Below are 15,422 nucleotides of genomic sequence, written 5' to 3' on the forward strand. Positions count from 1 at the left end.
CGATCGCTGTTGCTCACGAATTTCTATGATTGAGTAGAATCCAACAAGCTAGAAATCCGTTCACAAAGGCGACCACTACGTTTCTTCAGAATCATTTCAGCCTTTTGCCAAGACCGTTCTATTTCCTTAGTTCAACTTGTTATTTTAATACGTGTTCAAAAAGTCCGGTTTTCAGCACCGAGAAGGTTGGATAAGCTAGGGTCTGAGGAGCGGAGCGTACGTAGTTTGTACGTGAGCACCGGAGGACCCGGCTGAATTCAAGATTCGATGCCGAATAGCTTCTTTGATTGACTTCGTGATCAAAAGCGGATTTTTGAACAACCTCTTTATACTTCAAGGTAAGCGCCTTGCTCTTTAAGAAGTGATTGAACATGCTTGATGTCTATATCTTGAACGTTCTTGTGTTCGAGCGCCGCAAGAGCTGCGGCTACGCCGCCGCCATGACCGATCGCGCCTGTTGTTGGCGTGGTTCGCATCGCTGCCTGGGCTTCGAAGGAGGCCGAGATGCAGCGGCCGATCACGATCAGGTTAGGTATGGAAGCGGTGATCATGCAGGAATACGGAATGCTGTATACGCCGCCCCATTCCAGCTTCTCATGCTTGGTGCCTTCGCCGTCCGGGCTGTGGATGTCGATCGGATAGCCCGAGTGAGCGATCGTATCTTCGAACAGGCGCTGCTTCAAAATATCTTCAGCCGTCAGCGTGTAGATGCCTTTAATTTGGCGCGAACCGCGCACGCCGATGCTTGGTCCGGTAGACTCGACAACTGCATTTTCAAAGCCGGGAATGTATTTGCGAACAAACAGCTCCAGCTCCCGGCACTGCTTGCGGCCTTCCATTTCCGCTTGACTGAGACTGTGCGCGTCTGTAGCATCATAACCGATAATCCGCGTTGTATTGAGGATGACCTCGCCCGGGTTATTCGTCTCGAAGAACAGAATATTTTCACGCGGAATTGAGATTTCACCGAGCTCCTTGGCTTTCCTGAACAGGCTGTCGAAGCCGCCGACCGATAGGCGAGGGGCCTTCTCGATAATGGAGGTGTCCCCGTTGTATAGCGGGAAATCCTCGGGATGAGCGTGAATATATTCCTTGACCCTTGGGATATCCACGTTGTACATTTTCATTTTGAGGGTCATCGGCTGGGTCGCTCCGTCAGATTTGCGTCCTTTGGTGTACTCGACTCCTGCCAGGGCCGAGAGGTCACCGTCACCGGTAGCATCGATGAAGACGGAGGCATGAATGTCGCTAAGCCCGGATTTGTTGCAGACTTGGATGCCTGTAATGCGGCCTGCTTCCGTGTAAACGCCTGCCAGCATCGTGTGGTACAAAATTTCTCCGCCGGCTTCCGTTACCATCAGCTCCAGCTCATGCTTCATTGCTTCGGCATCAAATGGGGTAACCGAGTATGTAAATCCGACGGTGTCGAAAATATGCCCCGGAGATTTGCCCAACTGCTTCAGCCGCTCGATCAATTCCCCGGTGAAGCCTTGAATGACCTGCTTATCACCGGCATGGAAGGTCATCATCGGCCCGACACCGTTGGCGGTTAGAGTGCCGCCGAGGAATCCGTGGGACTCAACAATCAGCGTCTTCGCCCCGGTTCTGGATGCTGCAATGGCAGCCATAGCCCCGGAGATGCCTCCGCCCATTACAACTACGTCGTATTGCTTCATAGGTTCTTCGCTCCTTTTCTCGCAAGTGAATAGCTTGTGTTGCTATTAGGCTAACAAAATAATTTTAATTTGTAAACGCTTTTAGAAAATAATTTTCTAAATATCCGGAAATGTTGAAAATTGTTTGCTGAATTTTGGAGATTTAATGTTGAAGAGGATTTTTGAGGAAATAGGGTGAAAAAAAGAAGACTTCCGGGAGGAAGTCTTCTGAGTAGAGTAGGGGCCATTCTATTTATTGAATCGCATCCAAAGCAGCCTCGACTTGAGCTTCGATCGATGCCTTCACATACTGCATGCTTACAGAATACCCATCTTCGGTTCCTTGCAATAAAAGAGTGATCAGCGTGTCGCCTTTTTTCCATTCGCTCATATAGCAGCCCCCGTCAAGCAGAGGGATCTGTTCTAACGTATCCTCGTAAGCGCCAACGACATCTGTGATAGGTTGCCCATAGCTTTTAACTAAACTATCAAACGCTCCATCATAGAAGCCAACTAGCCCCACTTCATTAAGACCGGAAATGACAGGGCTAAAGACCACTTTGGCTAATTTATTCTTATAAAAAACGTATAGCTCTTCAGGGTCTTCCATGGAATCCTGGTACAACAGCAAATAAATATCGCCTTGTCCACCTTCATCAAGAAGGGTTGAATATCCGGCCGCTGATTTAACTTGTTCCGGAGTTATTCCCCATACCGGAAGATTCGCGGTTGCCGGCTTCTCCCCGATCCAGGCGACCCCCTCGGAAGCATCCAATCCGATTGGCTTCCCAGTTAACTGCTTTACAGCTGACAAAGGGATATAGGTGGTTCCGCTCAATGTTTTGGCAGCTGCAGCCAGGTTGACATTGGAGCCGTTAATTTTCGCCTTTTTGCTGCCTAGATTTACGGTGATGTAGGAGCCTGCTGAATTTTTGGCAGTGATGGCCTTTGTCTTTTTATCGACGGTGGTGACATACTTCAGATCAGCCAGCACCGCTTTCATCGGAATGAGTGTAACATTCTTCTCTACAACGACCGGAGTTTTCGCTGATGAAACCGTGCCATCCACATAGAGGGTATAAGATACGGCTGCGGCGGCGGAAGTAGGAGCGGTGAATGAGAACAGACCGAGCAGGACGACCAGGCATCCCATAAGAGTGAAGTAAGTAAACTTTTTCATAATGTCTCCTTTTTAAAGTTTGTTCAAAAGGCCCGCTTTGACTTCATATCACTTTTCGGTGCTGGAAAATGGTCTTTTAAACACTTTTATGTATTGTAATATGGAAAATCCTGAGATTCTATTAATATAGCATATGGATTCAATATTGGTGAGGAATATATTCCCTGGGAGATAAAAAATATAATTAAATAATGATGCTACTTGTTGACATCCATATGCAGAATGAGGATTATTGCATTAGAAGGTAAATTAGCAAAGGAGGTGAAAGGGTAATTCCAATTCGTATTCATAGGACCTTTATACTTACGGGTTCCCGTCCTGCATTTTGCTTGAATGCTGCATCATAAAGTCGTGGAGGGCTAGACCTGCTTATTAATATCGATTGAAATGATTCATTCACGCAGAACGGGAGGATTCACAATGATAACCTATCAAGTGATGACGGAAGAGCAAGTAGGAAAACTAAGGGAAATTGATCGTTCCGAGCATATTGATCTGATCTACGAGATGCAGAACGGTGAGATGATAGAATTGCAGGCCGGCCATGAATGCCCGAGCTGGGACGAAGATTTGCTGCATGAGATGGAGGGAAGATATCTGCTGGAATTGCGCAATGGGGGAATGGCGATCGGCGCGTTCGATGCAGATACATTAGTTGGATTTGGTGTATTGGCACATCAATGGCGAGGCGAACACCAGGATCGACTTCAGGTAGATCTCATGTATGTATCCCGGAACTATCGCAGACGGGGCATCGGGACGAAGATCATGCAGACGCTGGCAGCAGAAGCGAAGCAAAGAGGCGCGAAGTACCTCTACATTTCGTCTACAGAGACGCGTTCAGCGGTGTTTTTTTATAAGAGCAATGGCAGCCAATTGACGGAGGATGTAGATCCCGAGCTGTTTAAAAAAGAGCCGAAGGATATTCATATGTTGGTGGAGTTGTAGGTGTACGGTTTGATAAAATAAAGAGTTTAATCTATTTACAAAGCAGTGTGGCACGGATGAATTACTACACTGCTTTTTCTGTCTTATGGAATGAGTCGGAATTCGACTTAGGCTGCGAAGGCTTAAGAAACTTGTAAGAATCGAGAAAGAAAAAAGAGAAGTCCGCCTTGTACTATGAAAGTGCCAGGTAGGTGTTCGACAGAATCGGCTTCTTCATTCACTTCGAATCAACGGCAGACGAACAGAAATTCTACTATATATATTTTTAATTGGGAAGGAATTGATGTTTTCGTGAGTTACGCCTTATACAACAAAATGCTACAGTCGCTGTGGATGGCATGGGAGACTGTATTTGAACGTATTACGCCGCTTCGGAGTGTGTACCAGTCGAAATTCGGCATTTGCAAGATTGTCGTTCGCGCCCACCGCGGTAGTTCTATCCGCTGTGAGGATGGGACATACATTCATGCGGGTGATCAAGTCGGTGAAGTTCACCTTGATAATCGGGAAGTTCTGCAGTTATCACGGTCGGTCGGAGCAGATCGGGCTGCAATTGTGACGGCGCGCAGGCTGCGTGAAGCGTTGAAGGATATTGGCCGAGCGGTCGATACAGATCCGAAATTGGCAAAGGTTAGGGCCTTGACCGGCATTACCTTGCTGCATCGGGGCATTGTTTATGGATTGGGATTTGAGCAGCATCCGCTGGAGACGAAGTGGATGGAGCGGATATCGACGGTATATCTTCGCTTGCTGCTTCGCATGCTCAACCCAGAAGGGGCCAAACGCTTAAAGCAGCAGAGATCGAAGCTTATACCGAAAATGCTCATGATGTCCCAAGCGTCTTTGGTAAATCGATATGCAAGCGGGGTAAAGGCGTAATTATGGACAATCTCATTCCACGTTTGCTCATTTTCTTGATCGCGCTTTATATGGGGCTGCCTTTCCTGCTGACTCGAATATTCGGTTGGGGGGTCTTTCGCAAGGCCAGTCGTAAGCGGGCAGAGCGCCATGTTGCCTTTACATTCGATGATGGACCCGATCCCCGCTATACGCCCAAGCTGCTTGATCTTCTTCGGGACCGAGGCGTGAAGGCAACCTTCTTTGTTCTCGGCAGTAAGGCGGAGAAATATCCGGAATTAGTGAAGCGCATGCACGAGGAGGGACATCAGATCGGCATTTATAATTATACGCATATGCTGAATTGGATCATGTCTCCAAGAAACATACGTCGAAAACACGTTGATCGTTCTGCAGACATTATCCAAGGAATTACGGGAGAACGTCCGACCTACTATCGTCCTCCTTGGGGGATTTTGAATATTATGGACCTGTTCCTGCTGCGTAAGGCATATCGGCTCGTGTTATGGTCAGTTATCGCACGCGACTGGAAACTGAATACGGGTGAACATCATTTGCGTAATTTGCTGTCCGATCATATCCGTCCCGGGGCTGTCATCGTATTGCATGATAGCGGCGATACTTTTGGGGCTGACAGAGAAGCTCCTGGACAAATGCTTGCAGTGCTTCGGGACATCCTGTCCGAGACCGAACGAAGAGGCTTAAAGTGCGTGCGCACGGATGAATTGCTGAAGCTGGAGCATGCAACGTAAAATCGTAAAAAGAAGGATCATTCACTATCTAAAAGTAGCAAACCATAGAGAGGCAAGGAATCCTTGTTTAGCCAATTTCCCGGCCAATCACCGATTGCGATTTGCCTCTAAATGGAGCTGCTGCATCAAAAACGTAATAGATTATAACCATGGCAAGGGCGTCCTCGGATCTGGGATGCTCTTTTCGCTGCTTATGCAGACCAAGCAGAAAATGAGTTAATTTTGAGGCCAAACAATCATAGATTGAATACCAACAAATTCATTTTACGAAAGGCTGATATGATGCAAATTTCAAAGGGAGTAGAAATGCTTCATCTCGATTTCCATGGTCATGTGATTCACCCCATTCTTTTGTGGGATCAAGAAATGGCTGTTCTGATAGACACAGGATTTCCAGGGCAAATGGAAGATTTACGCGTAGCAGTGGAAAAGGTAGGCGTGTCGATCGACCAACTAAAAGTTGTGATTTTGACGCATCAGGATGTGGATCATATAGGCAGTCTTCCAGAGATTTTGCAGGAGTGTGGCGATCATGTACAAGTATACGCGCACGCATTGGATAAGCCGTATATTCAGGGGGAGATCCCTCTATTAAAAGATGGTCATCTTGAGAATCCCCCTAAGGGCAAAGTGGACGATACCTTAATAGATGGTCAGGAACTGCCGTTTTGTGGCGGAATTCGCATCATCCATACTCCTGGGCATAGTCCTGGTCATATCAGTCTCTATTTAAGGCAAAGTAAAACACTCATTGCTGGAGACTCGATGTACAGCGTAAACGGGATTCTCGAAGGTATTCACGAACCGACTACACCGGATATGAATGCAGCTCGTCTCTCTTTGAAAAAGTACTTGGATCTCGACATTGCATCCGTGGTTTGTTATCACGGGGGATTAAGTCATGTAAATGTGAATGATCAGATATTGAGACTTACTCAGTTTTTGTAAACTGAATTTCTAAATAAATCCTGACATCCTCAGCCACATGCTAAATATCCGAAAGAGAATCTAACTCCTCTAAAAATATTTTGAAGGATGAATATTAACGAAAGCACTTCAATATGTTGATTATCGGGCCTATAAGCAAAGGGATTAACATCTTATAGGGAATACGAGCAACAGTGCTTAACTCAAGCACGATTTGTATGAGGAGGAACGGTTAGATGGCTGTTGGATTGGTCTTAAGCGGCGGCGGTGTAAGAGGAGACTTTGAAGTTGGAGCTGTTCGGTATCTTTATGAGTTAGGAATTCGCCCTACCGTATTAACCGGATCTTCGGTTGGAGCGATTAACGCGATTAAGCTGGCTGAAGGTGAAGGGGATGGTAACGACCCTAATCGAGGCTTACGCGGATTGATTCAGATCTGGAGAGGGCTGAATACGAATTCGGATATGTGGAGAGAGGAAGATTGGTTTAGAAATGTTACGAACAACACTATCGTAAAACTTCTTTCTATGGCTGCTGATGACGAAGCAAAGGTTACAAAGAGCGAGGGAGACAAATTAATTGGCAGTAAAATCGGTTGGTTGTATGTGCTTAAGGATTTACCAAATGATATTAGCAGTTTAAAGACAGATATTATGAAAGTTATTAATGCGAACAGTCGATCTCTATATAATCTGAATCCGATTCGAGAAAAGCTAAATGATACGACCAAGCTTGATCTAACTAAGGTGCGGAGCAGTGGCATTAAGCTGCGGCTTGCTACCGTCGCTCTTGAAAGCGGCGCACTGCGTTACGTTACGGAAAACGGAACGATGCTGGAACGAGATGGTACGTCACCTGTCTACTCTAAATCGTCCTCTTATGCATCGCAATGTCAACCATTTGCAGATAAGATTAAGTTACTGAAGAGGGAATTATCGGGGCTGCAGGAGGAATTAGCAGGCGCAGCTTCTGGTCGTGAGAAATCGGCCATTGTAGCTGCTATTAAAAGTGTGAACGAACAGATTAGTCAACAAAGTCAACAGCTGAATAGCTGTAACCTTCAGTACCCACCATCTCGTAATATTAGTGTTGTGAGTTTAATCGATGGAACAATAGCTTCTGCCTCCATTCCTATGGCATTCTCGCCTGTTAAGTTGGCGGATGAGAATTATGTGGACGGTGGTGTACGCGAAATAGCGCCTATTCAATCGGCCATTCAAGCTGGTGCGAGTGACGTCTATGTGGTATTAGCCTCAGACAACAGTCTCGATGAGGCAAGAAGTGTGGCGAGTGGCAAGGTATTGCCATCCTTTGATACAGGTGTTGCAAATATGGCGGATGTGATTTATCGCTCGACAAGCGACATTATGGCAGATGAGATTGGCTATAACGAGACGAATCCGATTGGAGGCTGGAACGCTAATGTAACGGTTATTCAGCCGGATTATGATATTCATGACATCATGACGATTGATCCTGGTTTAATTGACATTCGGATGGCACAGGGCTATATGCGTGCTGACGATACGATACAGGCAAAACAACAGAATCCACAGGATTATCTTGCGGTAGCAGAGCAATTGTCTCGTGATCGTCATACGATTCTGATCTATAAGATTAGAGAAGAAATATGGAAGCTTGAGTATGCTGCTAACGGATATATTCTAGCGTATGACAACCATGATCGCCCTATCCATCCAGCACCGGTGATTACACCAAGTTACGATGCGATGCTTGAAGTGCGTAATCTTAAAAATAAGCTCCGTAGTTACGTTCTCGAACGTCAGAGTAAGGGGGGAAAGGTCCCTTCAGAGGTCGAAAGCTGGTGGAGTGATTGGGAACGTCATCCATGGCAGCCTACGAGAAGGCTATGGCTTCCGACAGGTCCAGCTGCAACCGGCGACGATATGCTCCCTGGTGAAGTGTTGGACTACGAACGATCCATTGATTCACCTAATGGTAATTATTCTTTCGTCTTTCAAGGTGATGGTAATCTAGTTCTCTATAAAATTACACGGACGATAACCAGACTGGCGTCTCAATGTCAATCGATCGCGGATGCCATTTCAAATCTGAAAGTGGAGTTGGAAGGTCTACAGCAAGAATTATCCGAAGCGGGTTCAGCAAGAGAAAAGGCAGCAATCGTTGCACAGATAAAGCAAGTAAATGCCGAAATTAATCAGAAGAAGTCGCAATTGGATTCTTGTAACGTTACATACCCTCCGATTGTTAGTATTCAACGGAGTCCCATCTGGGCAACAGGTACTGGGGGTCCAGCTGGAGTATGTATTTTACAGCATGACGGGAATCTTGTTATCTATGATCAAGGTAGTCAAGTACGTTGGGCATCGAATACAGCTCAATACCCAGGCAGCCGACTGTTCGTACAGGACGATGGAAATGTAGTATATTATAAAACAGATGGTGTAGCGGTTTGGGCTATTAAGTAGTGATGCGAATGCAATAAATAGAAGCAAGTTCGAGCCGCGGCTCGAACTTGTTTTTGTGCGTACGGCTAGCATGGGCTATAATCGAAACCCCATTTTGCCGATGAAACATTATGAGGAATAGTAGAAGACAGTAATATTTAATGGAGGTCAACATGAAACGATTAATTTCAGCGGTGCTATGCCTTATGTTAATCCTCACGGCTCATTCTGGTTGGGTGCAAGCCAAGGGGAATGACATAAGTGCTGTTAGTGAACAGGAATACACACGTATCGGCGAGGATTACGACATTCTTGACGACAACGTACTAATGGCGAAAAACGATGGATCCGTATGGACTTGGGTCATAAATAAAGATTCCTTAAAAACTTTAGATTACTATATAGCTGAAATGTTCCAAATTCCGGGCTTGCAGGATGTGAAGCAATTTAGATACAAATCGCATGAGAAGAACAGTAGAGCTATTATTAACTACGTTGCGTTAAAAAAGGATGGAACCGTATGGTATTGGGATTCCAAAATCACCGAAACCGACGCTGCTATTATACATAGTCCTATGGGTACTCCGTCGCCCATCACAGAGTTGAATCAAGTCACTTCACTCGTCGCTGATTTTTATTATGACAATTCTAACTTCAAGACTTTGTTCGTATTAAAATCAGACGGTTCGGTTTGGAGCTGGGGAAGCGAAATAGGCGGCGCCTCGTCGATTCCGATTCAATCCAAGCTGCTTGATGATGTCATATCCATAAGCTCGGCGAACGGTTTCGCATATGCGGTTAAAAAGGATGGTTCAGTTTGGAAATGGAGCACTAGTGACTATCTTCCGCATAATATCTCTAAAGACAAAGGGCCAGAACAGGTCAAGGGTCTTAGCGATATCGTCAAGATCGAGACGGGCGCTTATCCAAACTATGCTTACAAGAAAGATGGTACGGTCTGGTCCTGGTCGGCATATAATTCTGCGAGTGTTCCCGAACAATTACATGGAGCAACCGGTGCGCGAAGTATTGTTGAATTTAGCACGATGCTGCAGGATCGATTTATCGATTCCATTTATGCTTTGCGATTGGATGGTCAGCTTTGGTCCGTATACAACGAAGATAAAGTGTTCCAAGGGCTTACGGACATCGTCTCCATACACAATAAAGTTAAGGACAAGTATTCTAAATGGTACTATGCCTTGAAAAAGGATCAGACCTTGTGGGCATGGGAAGATGATTATTATTCCTTGCCCAAGCTTGTCGTGTTCACGAAAGGAACGGCAGCTGGTTATCGTTCTGGCGAAGCTGGAAAATCTACTGGTGATCAAACTGGAGTAACAGGTACCCCAACTGGTGATCACTCGGGGACAGCAACCCAACCAACTGGTAATAAAACTGGGACAACAGGCACAGCAACTGGCTCTGCGACAGTATCCCAACCAACTGGTAGTCGAACTGGAACAACAAACAAACCAACTGGCGACCGTCCTGAGACAAAAGCTCAACCTGCGGTACGGACTTCTCCAGAAATTAGCCTTTTTCCGTTTATCACGATGCTGCAGCCTGGCGGACAACAGATCATTACCGTTAGCAATGTGCTTCCTGGGACCCAAATAACGTATACCATTGACGATTCGAGCATAGGAGCTATATCGAATGTGAATGGCATACCCGTCATTACCGCGAAAAAATCCGGACAAACTGTTGTACGGGTAACCGCAACCAGAGCCGGTTTTCCAGACGAGACCGCCTATTTCTTGTTGTATGTCATGGATGGCAGCATGTTGTCTAATACGTATCTGACGGCTGTCGGGTCAATTCCTGACACTGACAGACAGAACCCCGTTATCGTGGAGGGACTGACACAAGCGGGAGAGCTTGTGATCACAGCGGCAAGCAGCGAAAAAGTGGCTCCCGTTAACGGCCAGCTAGTCGTAACGCCCGAGTTGATGGACCGCTTGGCAGGTAATGCGTCAAAGGCGAAATTAGCGGTAAAGCAGGCGCTGTCGGAGAACCGAATTACGCTTGCGAGAGAGTTGACCGTGAATGCAGAAATCGTGCCCACGTCCGGACAAAGCGAATATATTTTCAAGCTGTACAAGGATAGCTTCATGGGTCAAAAGGATATCGATTATATTACCATTCATGCGGGGGATGCGAAGCTGGTGCTGAATGTTGCCACCGCAGATCGTCTGTTCGATTCACGTACGGTGATTGTGATTCGTCTGATCAAAGCAAATAACGGCGGATTTCAAGTGCAATTCTCAGATGAACAAGGTCAGGAACTGCCGAATGTATCAAACAATATCCTGCTCATTCTGCCTGCAAAGCAGACGAATGCAACACATACCAGCGTGTTCTATTCAAATGGAAAAAAGGCGCAGCCGATCGGCGGAAAGTTCAATCCGTCCCAAAACGGCATAGAAGCGGAAATCAACCGTTCCGGGACGTATTTCGTGGGCGAAAATCCCAAGTCATTCCCTGATATTTACGATCGAGATCCAGAGCTGCAGCAAGCGGTTCAGTTCCTGGCTTCCAAAGGAATCGTGACCGGGAAAGAGAACGGTAATTTTGAACCCGATTCCCTGCTTACCCGTGCAGAGTTCACGGCTATGCTTGTAAGAGCCTTCTACGCATTGGATGAGACGGCGACGGAGAGCTTCTCAGATGTGCATCCGCCGCAATGGCATCATCCCTATATCGCTTCATCAGAGAAAAAGCATATCGTCGAAGGTTACCCTGACGGCACGTTCAAGCCAGATAAAACGATATCCCGGGAAGAAATGACCGCCGTCGGCGCAAGATACCTGCATGAAAAGAAACACTATAATTACCCTACGAATCCGGAAAATTACCTGAACCAATTCGTAGACAAAGAGACCATCTCCAATTGGGCCAAACCAACCATGTCCTTGGCTGTGAAGCAGCATCTGATCGATGTTCCTGCGAATAAACGGATAAACGCCCGCGAGGCTGTCACGCGTGGGGAGGCTGCGCGGATGTTGTATAGGCTTTATTTGTTGCTTTGAGTGGGAGGTTTTTCAAAGGGAGAATGTGAAAAAGGGCTGGATATGATGTTATCCAGTCCTTTTTATGTAGAGTATTGTCAGTTAAAATCCACTTCCACAGAGCCAAGGTCGTAAACAACACGATCAAAGCCGATCCTTACTTTAACGCAGAGAATTTGCAGAGGACCTTAGGAAGGTAACAAAAAGACAAGCTGTTGCATTAACAAAAGCTTGTCTTTTTTGACGTAAGCCTTGACCTCTTGCATTTAGGAGAAGTTACTTAAATTTTTCAAGACTGTTTTTTATTGAAACGCTTGGAGATATTCGTCTGACCAAGAATATAGTCAATATTTACGTTGTAAAACTCGGATAACTTAATTAACACTGAGCTTGGGACGTCCAAGTTCCCACTTTCATATCGGGAATAGGTTGCTTGAGATATGTTTAGATAATCTGCCAATTGCTGTTGCGTCAAATCCTTATCCTCACGTAAATCACGTATTCTCTTATACATTCGTTCATCACCCAAGATAAGTTTAAGTTATGCGAAAATTGCATATTGTATTTTATGCGCTTTTCGCATAAAATCTATTCACATGGAAGCTGCTGGATGTTGAATATTTCAAGATCGTAAATGATACTGTTTACCTATTTCTATAAAAGGGGCGAGTAGAATGAAGAGTGTTATAGAGGAACTTTACTATGGTAATCTCCATCCCGAAGAGCGTATTGTCCCTACAGATCCCGAATATCGTCCACTCAATAGGAAAATTTCTAAATTGATAGAAGAAGCAAGGGAAAGACTTTCGGAGAACGACTTCGCTCTCCTTGAGCAAATACTGGATTTGACCAATGATTCTAATTCCATGGTTACAAGTACTTCTTTTGTAGAGGGGTTTAGGATGGGAGCTTTGGTGATGGTGGAGGTGTTTGGTAGTAGGGGGATTATTAGGGAATAAGGTTGGGGGAGATTAGAATATAACAGTCGTGATGTTGATTAAAGATTTTTAAGAGCTTCTGCTGATGATATTAGCAGGAGTTTTTTTGTGTAGGAAAAAGGAATTATTTACCTCGTATTACACTAACTTTATAGTAAAATGGGCTTATAGTAGATTTTGACTATTTTTGAATTGTATTTGGTGATTTTACAAAGTTCGTGGATATTATGTTAGCCGAAATCAAAATAAAGGGTGTCATAAACATGGAAGAAACACGTTCTGCCCAAGGACTTTGGAAGGCATGCTACCAAATGGAAGTATCGGCAGCTTTACAAATAGAGAAGGTGCTCAAGCCATTTGAAGTACCAATAGAAAATTTATATGAATGTGGAATTGAAGTTGCAACGTTAAATAGAAAAACAACGGATATGAGTGAGGGATTGAAAATTGGCGGAATATTTCTTAAGAGATGCCTAACTGATTTGCGCAGTATTTGGGGATTGTTGCAAATTGGATATACATCACAAGCTGCTTGTATCGCAGCAGCAACATTTGAAAACGCATTACTTGTTGAAGCTATTTCAAATGATAGTGATAAAGCTAGAGAATTATCGAATTCTGAGTTAGGAGATACTCCTTGGTCTGTTGTGAATCTATGCAAATTTCATGCGGAGCAAGCTAGACAAGAAGCTGTTATTCTTGTGAAGAGCTTTTCAGAGAAGGAATATGAGTTAACCTGGATGCAGCTATATAGTGCATATAAATGGTTATGCAAAATTAAGCATCCTACAATCCCATCTGCAATTCATGATATGGGTACTTCTTATCATAATGAAGAGTATGTCATTATGGCGGTTCCTGATACTAGAGAAGAAGATATTCCTATTAAGTACACGATTCTTGTTATAGTGATTAATAGGATAAGATCAGCAATACGCAATTTTGCATTTGGATCTGATATTGATTATCTAGATGAAGGAGTAAAGAGGTGGCTTCAACGGTTTAATTCCATCCTTGAAGAAACAGTAAAAATTTATGATTCAGATAATTTAGGCTGTCTTCCTTTTACAGTGACAGATAAAAGCCTAATTAAAAAATTCAGGGCGTTGAGTGAGTGAATTCGATGAAGGATTTTGACTTCGGCTAACAATGTGTTCACGCATCGGGTTCTGGGAGATAAATCGAGGAAGTTATTACTGGGACACGTCCCCACCACCTTAAGGCTCCAACGAAGCCTTAAGGTGGTGGGGTGTCGTGAATACATAACGTTATACGTAATGGCTAATGGCTGAAGAGTAGATTTTGAATGATTCCCAGAGGAGACTGGCCTTTTGTTAAGAAAATTATTTTACCCAACTGTACTCTTGTAGGTCCTAAACACAAACTCGAAATCGATGGCAATTGGTTTGAAGTCATAGATGATCATAAATATGATGATAAAGAAATTACTGATGAGGAGTATAAAGATCTGCTAGTAACTCGATGATGTGGCCACAACGTATAACATAGGATTCACGTATCGGGCATATGCCTCGGTCCGGCAGAAGAATTTCGGGGAAGGAAAGGCAACCGGACACATCCGACTACGTCGAACGTCGTGTATACAGAAACGTTAGGCGAAATACTTAATGAAAGAGGAGAGCGCATGCAATTCAACAATAAATTTAAGTATATATGGTGGGCCATAGTGATATGTTCAGGGATTTATATGATATATCTTCGATATGATCATATTACTGGTTCAAATGTAGGAGTATTTGATATTTTTTTAGTTGCTATTATTGCTGGATTAATGTTAATTCCATTCTTTACAGAGATGGATTTTCTAGGAGTAAAACTTAAACAAGAGATTGCTACAATGAAAACTGAAGTTAAAGAGGACCTTAAAGAAATTCGTGAAGTTGTAAAAAATGTGATTGATATCAATAACCATAACAGATTTAGTCCAAGCATTTATTTTGGTAACAATCCATCCCCACCGCCTGACAACCAGTTAAATAATATTGAGGGATTTATTAAAAAGACAATGGGTCAAATCTTAGAACAAAATATTGTGAGTGGGCAAACTAACGGTAATTTAGAAGTTCCAGAAGAGAATAAATTACTATTTGCGGCACGATTTAATATCGAAAGAGAAATTAGAAGGATATGGATGAACAGATTCTTGGAATTTAGTGATGAGAAATCTAGACATATGCCAGTAACTAGAATGGTGAATGATCTAATTAAACATGAGATACTTCCTCCATCATTTAATGGTGTAATCAGAGAAATCTATGCGGTTTGTTCTCCAGCAGTACATGGCGAAGAGCCGACTGTAAAACAAGTTGAATTTATTAAGGACGTTGCACAAGAAGTCATTAATACATTGAAAGTAATTCGATGAAGTAGAGTACTTTGTCTAACAATGTATCTACGCTGCGGTCTTCGGCCCTTGGTTCGCAAGCTGAGGGAAGCGAAGAAGTTGATTCAGCTCACAACCTGGCGAGGCTAAGTCCGTCGGACCTGGTCGCTTTGCTCCCTTAGCCTCTCGGGTTCGTAGATACAAGAACGTTATACGACAGAATCAAATGAACGATAGTCAATATGCTTTCAATCTGATGGTACATCTAATTCATAGAGTTATAAAATAGTTAGAAGGGAAAGGTCTTTTGGATGTAGACAGGAGTCGGGTTCGAAGAGCATTTTAGCAGAAAATTCATACATAGGTTCATGAATAAGGGG

The 15,422-nt window shown here is 44.2% G+C and carries 12 protein-coding genes; 9 read left to right on the top strand and 3 right to left on the bottom strand.

The genetic code is table 11. The features are described from left to right. Positions 1 to 326: 326 nt before the first annotated feature. Together DMN77_RS13795 and DMN77_RS13800 are read right to left on the bottom strand one after the other, a co-directional pair. Positions 327 to 1,676: an FAD-dependent oxidoreductase gene (locus DMN77_RS13795; RefSeq protein WP_179015445.1), complete on the bottom strand. Its 1,350-nt coding sequence runs from the start codon at positions 1,674 to 1,676 to the stop codon at positions 327 to 329. A gap of 232 nt (positions 1,677 to 1,908) precedes the next feature. Next, positions 1,909 to 2,835, bottom strand: a complete 927-nt coding sequence (locus DMN77_RS13800; RefSeq protein ID WP_179015446.1) for a copper amine oxidase N-terminal domain-containing protein — start codon at positions 2,833 to 2,835, stop codon at positions 1,909 to 1,911. A 420-nt stretch (positions 2,836 to 3,255) separates the two neighbouring features. On the opposite strand from DMN77_RS13800, the gene DMN77_RS13805 reads away from it, so the two are divergent. The 6 genes from DMN77_RS13805 to DMN77_RS13830 all read left to right on the top strand — a co-directional run bounded on the left by DMN77_RS13805 (position 3,256) and on the right by DMN77_RS13830 (position 11,781). Then, complete coding sequence (locus DMN77_RS13805) at positions 3,256 to 3,783, top strand: GNAT family N-acetyltransferase (RefSeq protein WP_179015447.1); 528 nt, start codon at positions 3,256 to 3,258, stop codon at positions 3,781 to 3,783. A gap of 291 nt (positions 3,784 to 4,074) precedes the next feature. After that, a complete protein-coding gene (locus tag DMN77_RS13810; RefSeq protein ID WP_179015448.1) occupies positions 4,075 to 4,662 on the top strand; it encodes a YkoP family protein in 588 nt (195 codons plus the stop codon). 2 nt (positions 4,663 to 4,664) lie between these two features. Then, positions 4,665 to 5,393 (top strand): polysaccharide deacetylase family protein, encoded by a 729-nt coding sequence (locus tag DMN77_RS13815; protein WP_179015449.1) that lies wholly within the window; start codon positions 4,665 to 4,667, stop codon positions 5,391 to 5,393. 282 nt (positions 5,394 to 5,675) lie between these two features. Further along, positions 5,676 to 6,341, top strand: a complete 666-nt coding sequence (locus DMN77_RS13820) for an MBL fold metallo-hydrolase (RefSeq protein WP_179015484.1) — start codon at positions 5,676 to 5,678, stop codon at positions 6,339 to 6,341. 215 nt (positions 6,342 to 6,556) lie between these two features. After that, on the top strand, positions 6,557 to 8,770 hold the full coding sequence (locus tag DMN77_RS13825) for a patatin-like phospholipase family protein (protein WP_179015450.1): 2,214 nt from the start codon (positions 6,557 to 6,559) through the stop codon (positions 8,768 to 8,770). A gap of 152 nt (positions 8,771 to 8,922) precedes the next feature. Continuing rightward, complete coding sequence (locus DMN77_RS13830) at positions 8,923 to 11,781, top strand: S-layer homology domain-containing protein (RefSeq protein WP_179015451.1); 2,859 nt, start codon at positions 8,923 to 8,925, stop codon at positions 11,779 to 11,781. Between the two features lie 268 nt (positions 11,782 to 12,049). Here DMN77_RS13830 and DMN77_RS13835 read toward each other — a convergent pair whose 3' ends face one another. Continuing rightward, on the bottom strand, positions 12,050 to 12,274 hold the full coding sequence (locus DMN77_RS13835) for a helix-turn-helix domain-containing protein (RefSeq protein ID WP_179015452.1): 225 nt from the start codon (positions 12,272 to 12,274) through the stop codon (positions 12,050 to 12,052). A gap of 160 nt (positions 12,275 to 12,434) precedes the next feature. Between DMN77_RS13835 and DMN77_RS13840 the strand changes: the two genes are divergently transcribed. The 3 genes from DMN77_RS13840 to DMN77_RS13850 all read left to right on the top strand — a co-directional run bounded on the left by DMN77_RS13840 (position 12,435) and on the right by DMN77_RS13850 (position 15,084). Further along, positions 12,435 to 12,719 carry a DUF6809 family protein gene (locus DMN77_RS13840; protein WP_179015453.1) on the top strand — a complete coding sequence of 95 codons (285 nt, stop codon included), beginning with the start codon at positions 12,435 to 12,437 and terminating at the stop codon, positions 12,717 to 12,719. 242 nt (positions 12,720 to 12,961) lie between these two features. Continuing rightward, positions 12,962 to 13,816 (top strand): hypothetical protein, encoded by an 855-nt coding sequence (locus DMN77_RS13845; RefSeq protein WP_179015454.1) that lies wholly within the window; start codon positions 12,962 to 12,964, stop codon positions 13,814 to 13,816. A gap of 527 nt (positions 13,817 to 14,343) precedes the next feature. Continuing rightward, a complete protein-coding gene (locus DMN77_RS13850) occupies positions 14,344 to 15,084 on the top strand; it encodes a hypothetical protein (protein ID WP_179015455.1) in 741 nt (246 codons plus the stop codon). Positions 15,085 to 15,422 lie beyond the last annotated feature (338 nt).

Origin of the sequence: Paenibacillus sp. 79R4 (assembly GCF_013393165.1) — a bacterium.
Taxonomy (GTDB): Bacteria; Bacillota; Bacilli; order Paenibacillales; family Paenibacillaceae; genus Fontibacillus.

What these genes read in the sequence shown, in the direction of transcription:
- DMN77_RS13795 (WP_179015445.1), bottom strand. Translation starts at nt 1,676, where the DNA reads ATGAAGCAATACGACGTAGTTGTAATGGGCGGAGGCATCTCCGGGGCT.
- DMN77_RS13800 (WP_179015446.1), bottom strand. Translation starts at nt 2,835, where the DNA reads ATGAAAAAGTTTACTTACTTCACTCTTATGGGATGCCTGGTCGTCCTG.
- DMN77_RS13805 (WP_179015447.1), top strand. Translation starts at nt 3,256, where the DNA reads ATGATAACCTATCAAGTGATGACGGAAGAGCAAGTAGGAAAACTAAGG.
- DMN77_RS13815 (WP_179015449.1), top strand. Translation starts at nt 4,665, where the DNA reads ATGGACAATCTCATTCCACGTTTGCTCATTTTCTTGATCGCGCTTTAT.
- DMN77_RS13820 (WP_179015484.1), top strand. Translation starts at nt 5,676, where the DNA reads ATGCAAATTTCAAAGGGAGTAGAAATGCTTCATCTCGATTTCCATGGT.
- DMN77_RS13825 (WP_179015450.1), top strand. Translation starts at nt 6,557, where the DNA reads ATGGCTGTTGGATTGGTCTTAAGCGGCGGCGGTGTAAGAGGAGACTTT.
- DMN77_RS13830 (WP_179015451.1), top strand. Translation starts at nt 8,923, where the DNA reads ATGAAACGATTAATTTCAGCGGTGCTATGCCTTATGTTAATCCTCACG.
- DMN77_RS13835 (WP_179015452.1), bottom strand. Translation starts at nt 12,274, where the DNA reads ATGTATAAGAGAATACGTGATTTACGTGAGGATAAGGATTTGACGCAA.
- DMN77_RS13840 (WP_179015453.1), top strand. Translation starts at nt 12,435, where the DNA reads ATGAAGAGTGTTATAGAGGAACTTTACTATGGTAATCTCCATCCCGAA.
- DMN77_RS13845 (WP_179015454.1), top strand. Translation starts at nt 12,962, where the DNA reads ATGGAAGAAACACGTTCTGCCCAAGGACTTTGGAAGGCATGCTACCAA.
- DMN77_RS13850 (WP_179015455.1), top strand. Translation starts at nt 14,344, where the DNA reads ATGCAATTCAACAATAAATTTAAGTATATATGGTGGGCCATAGTGATA.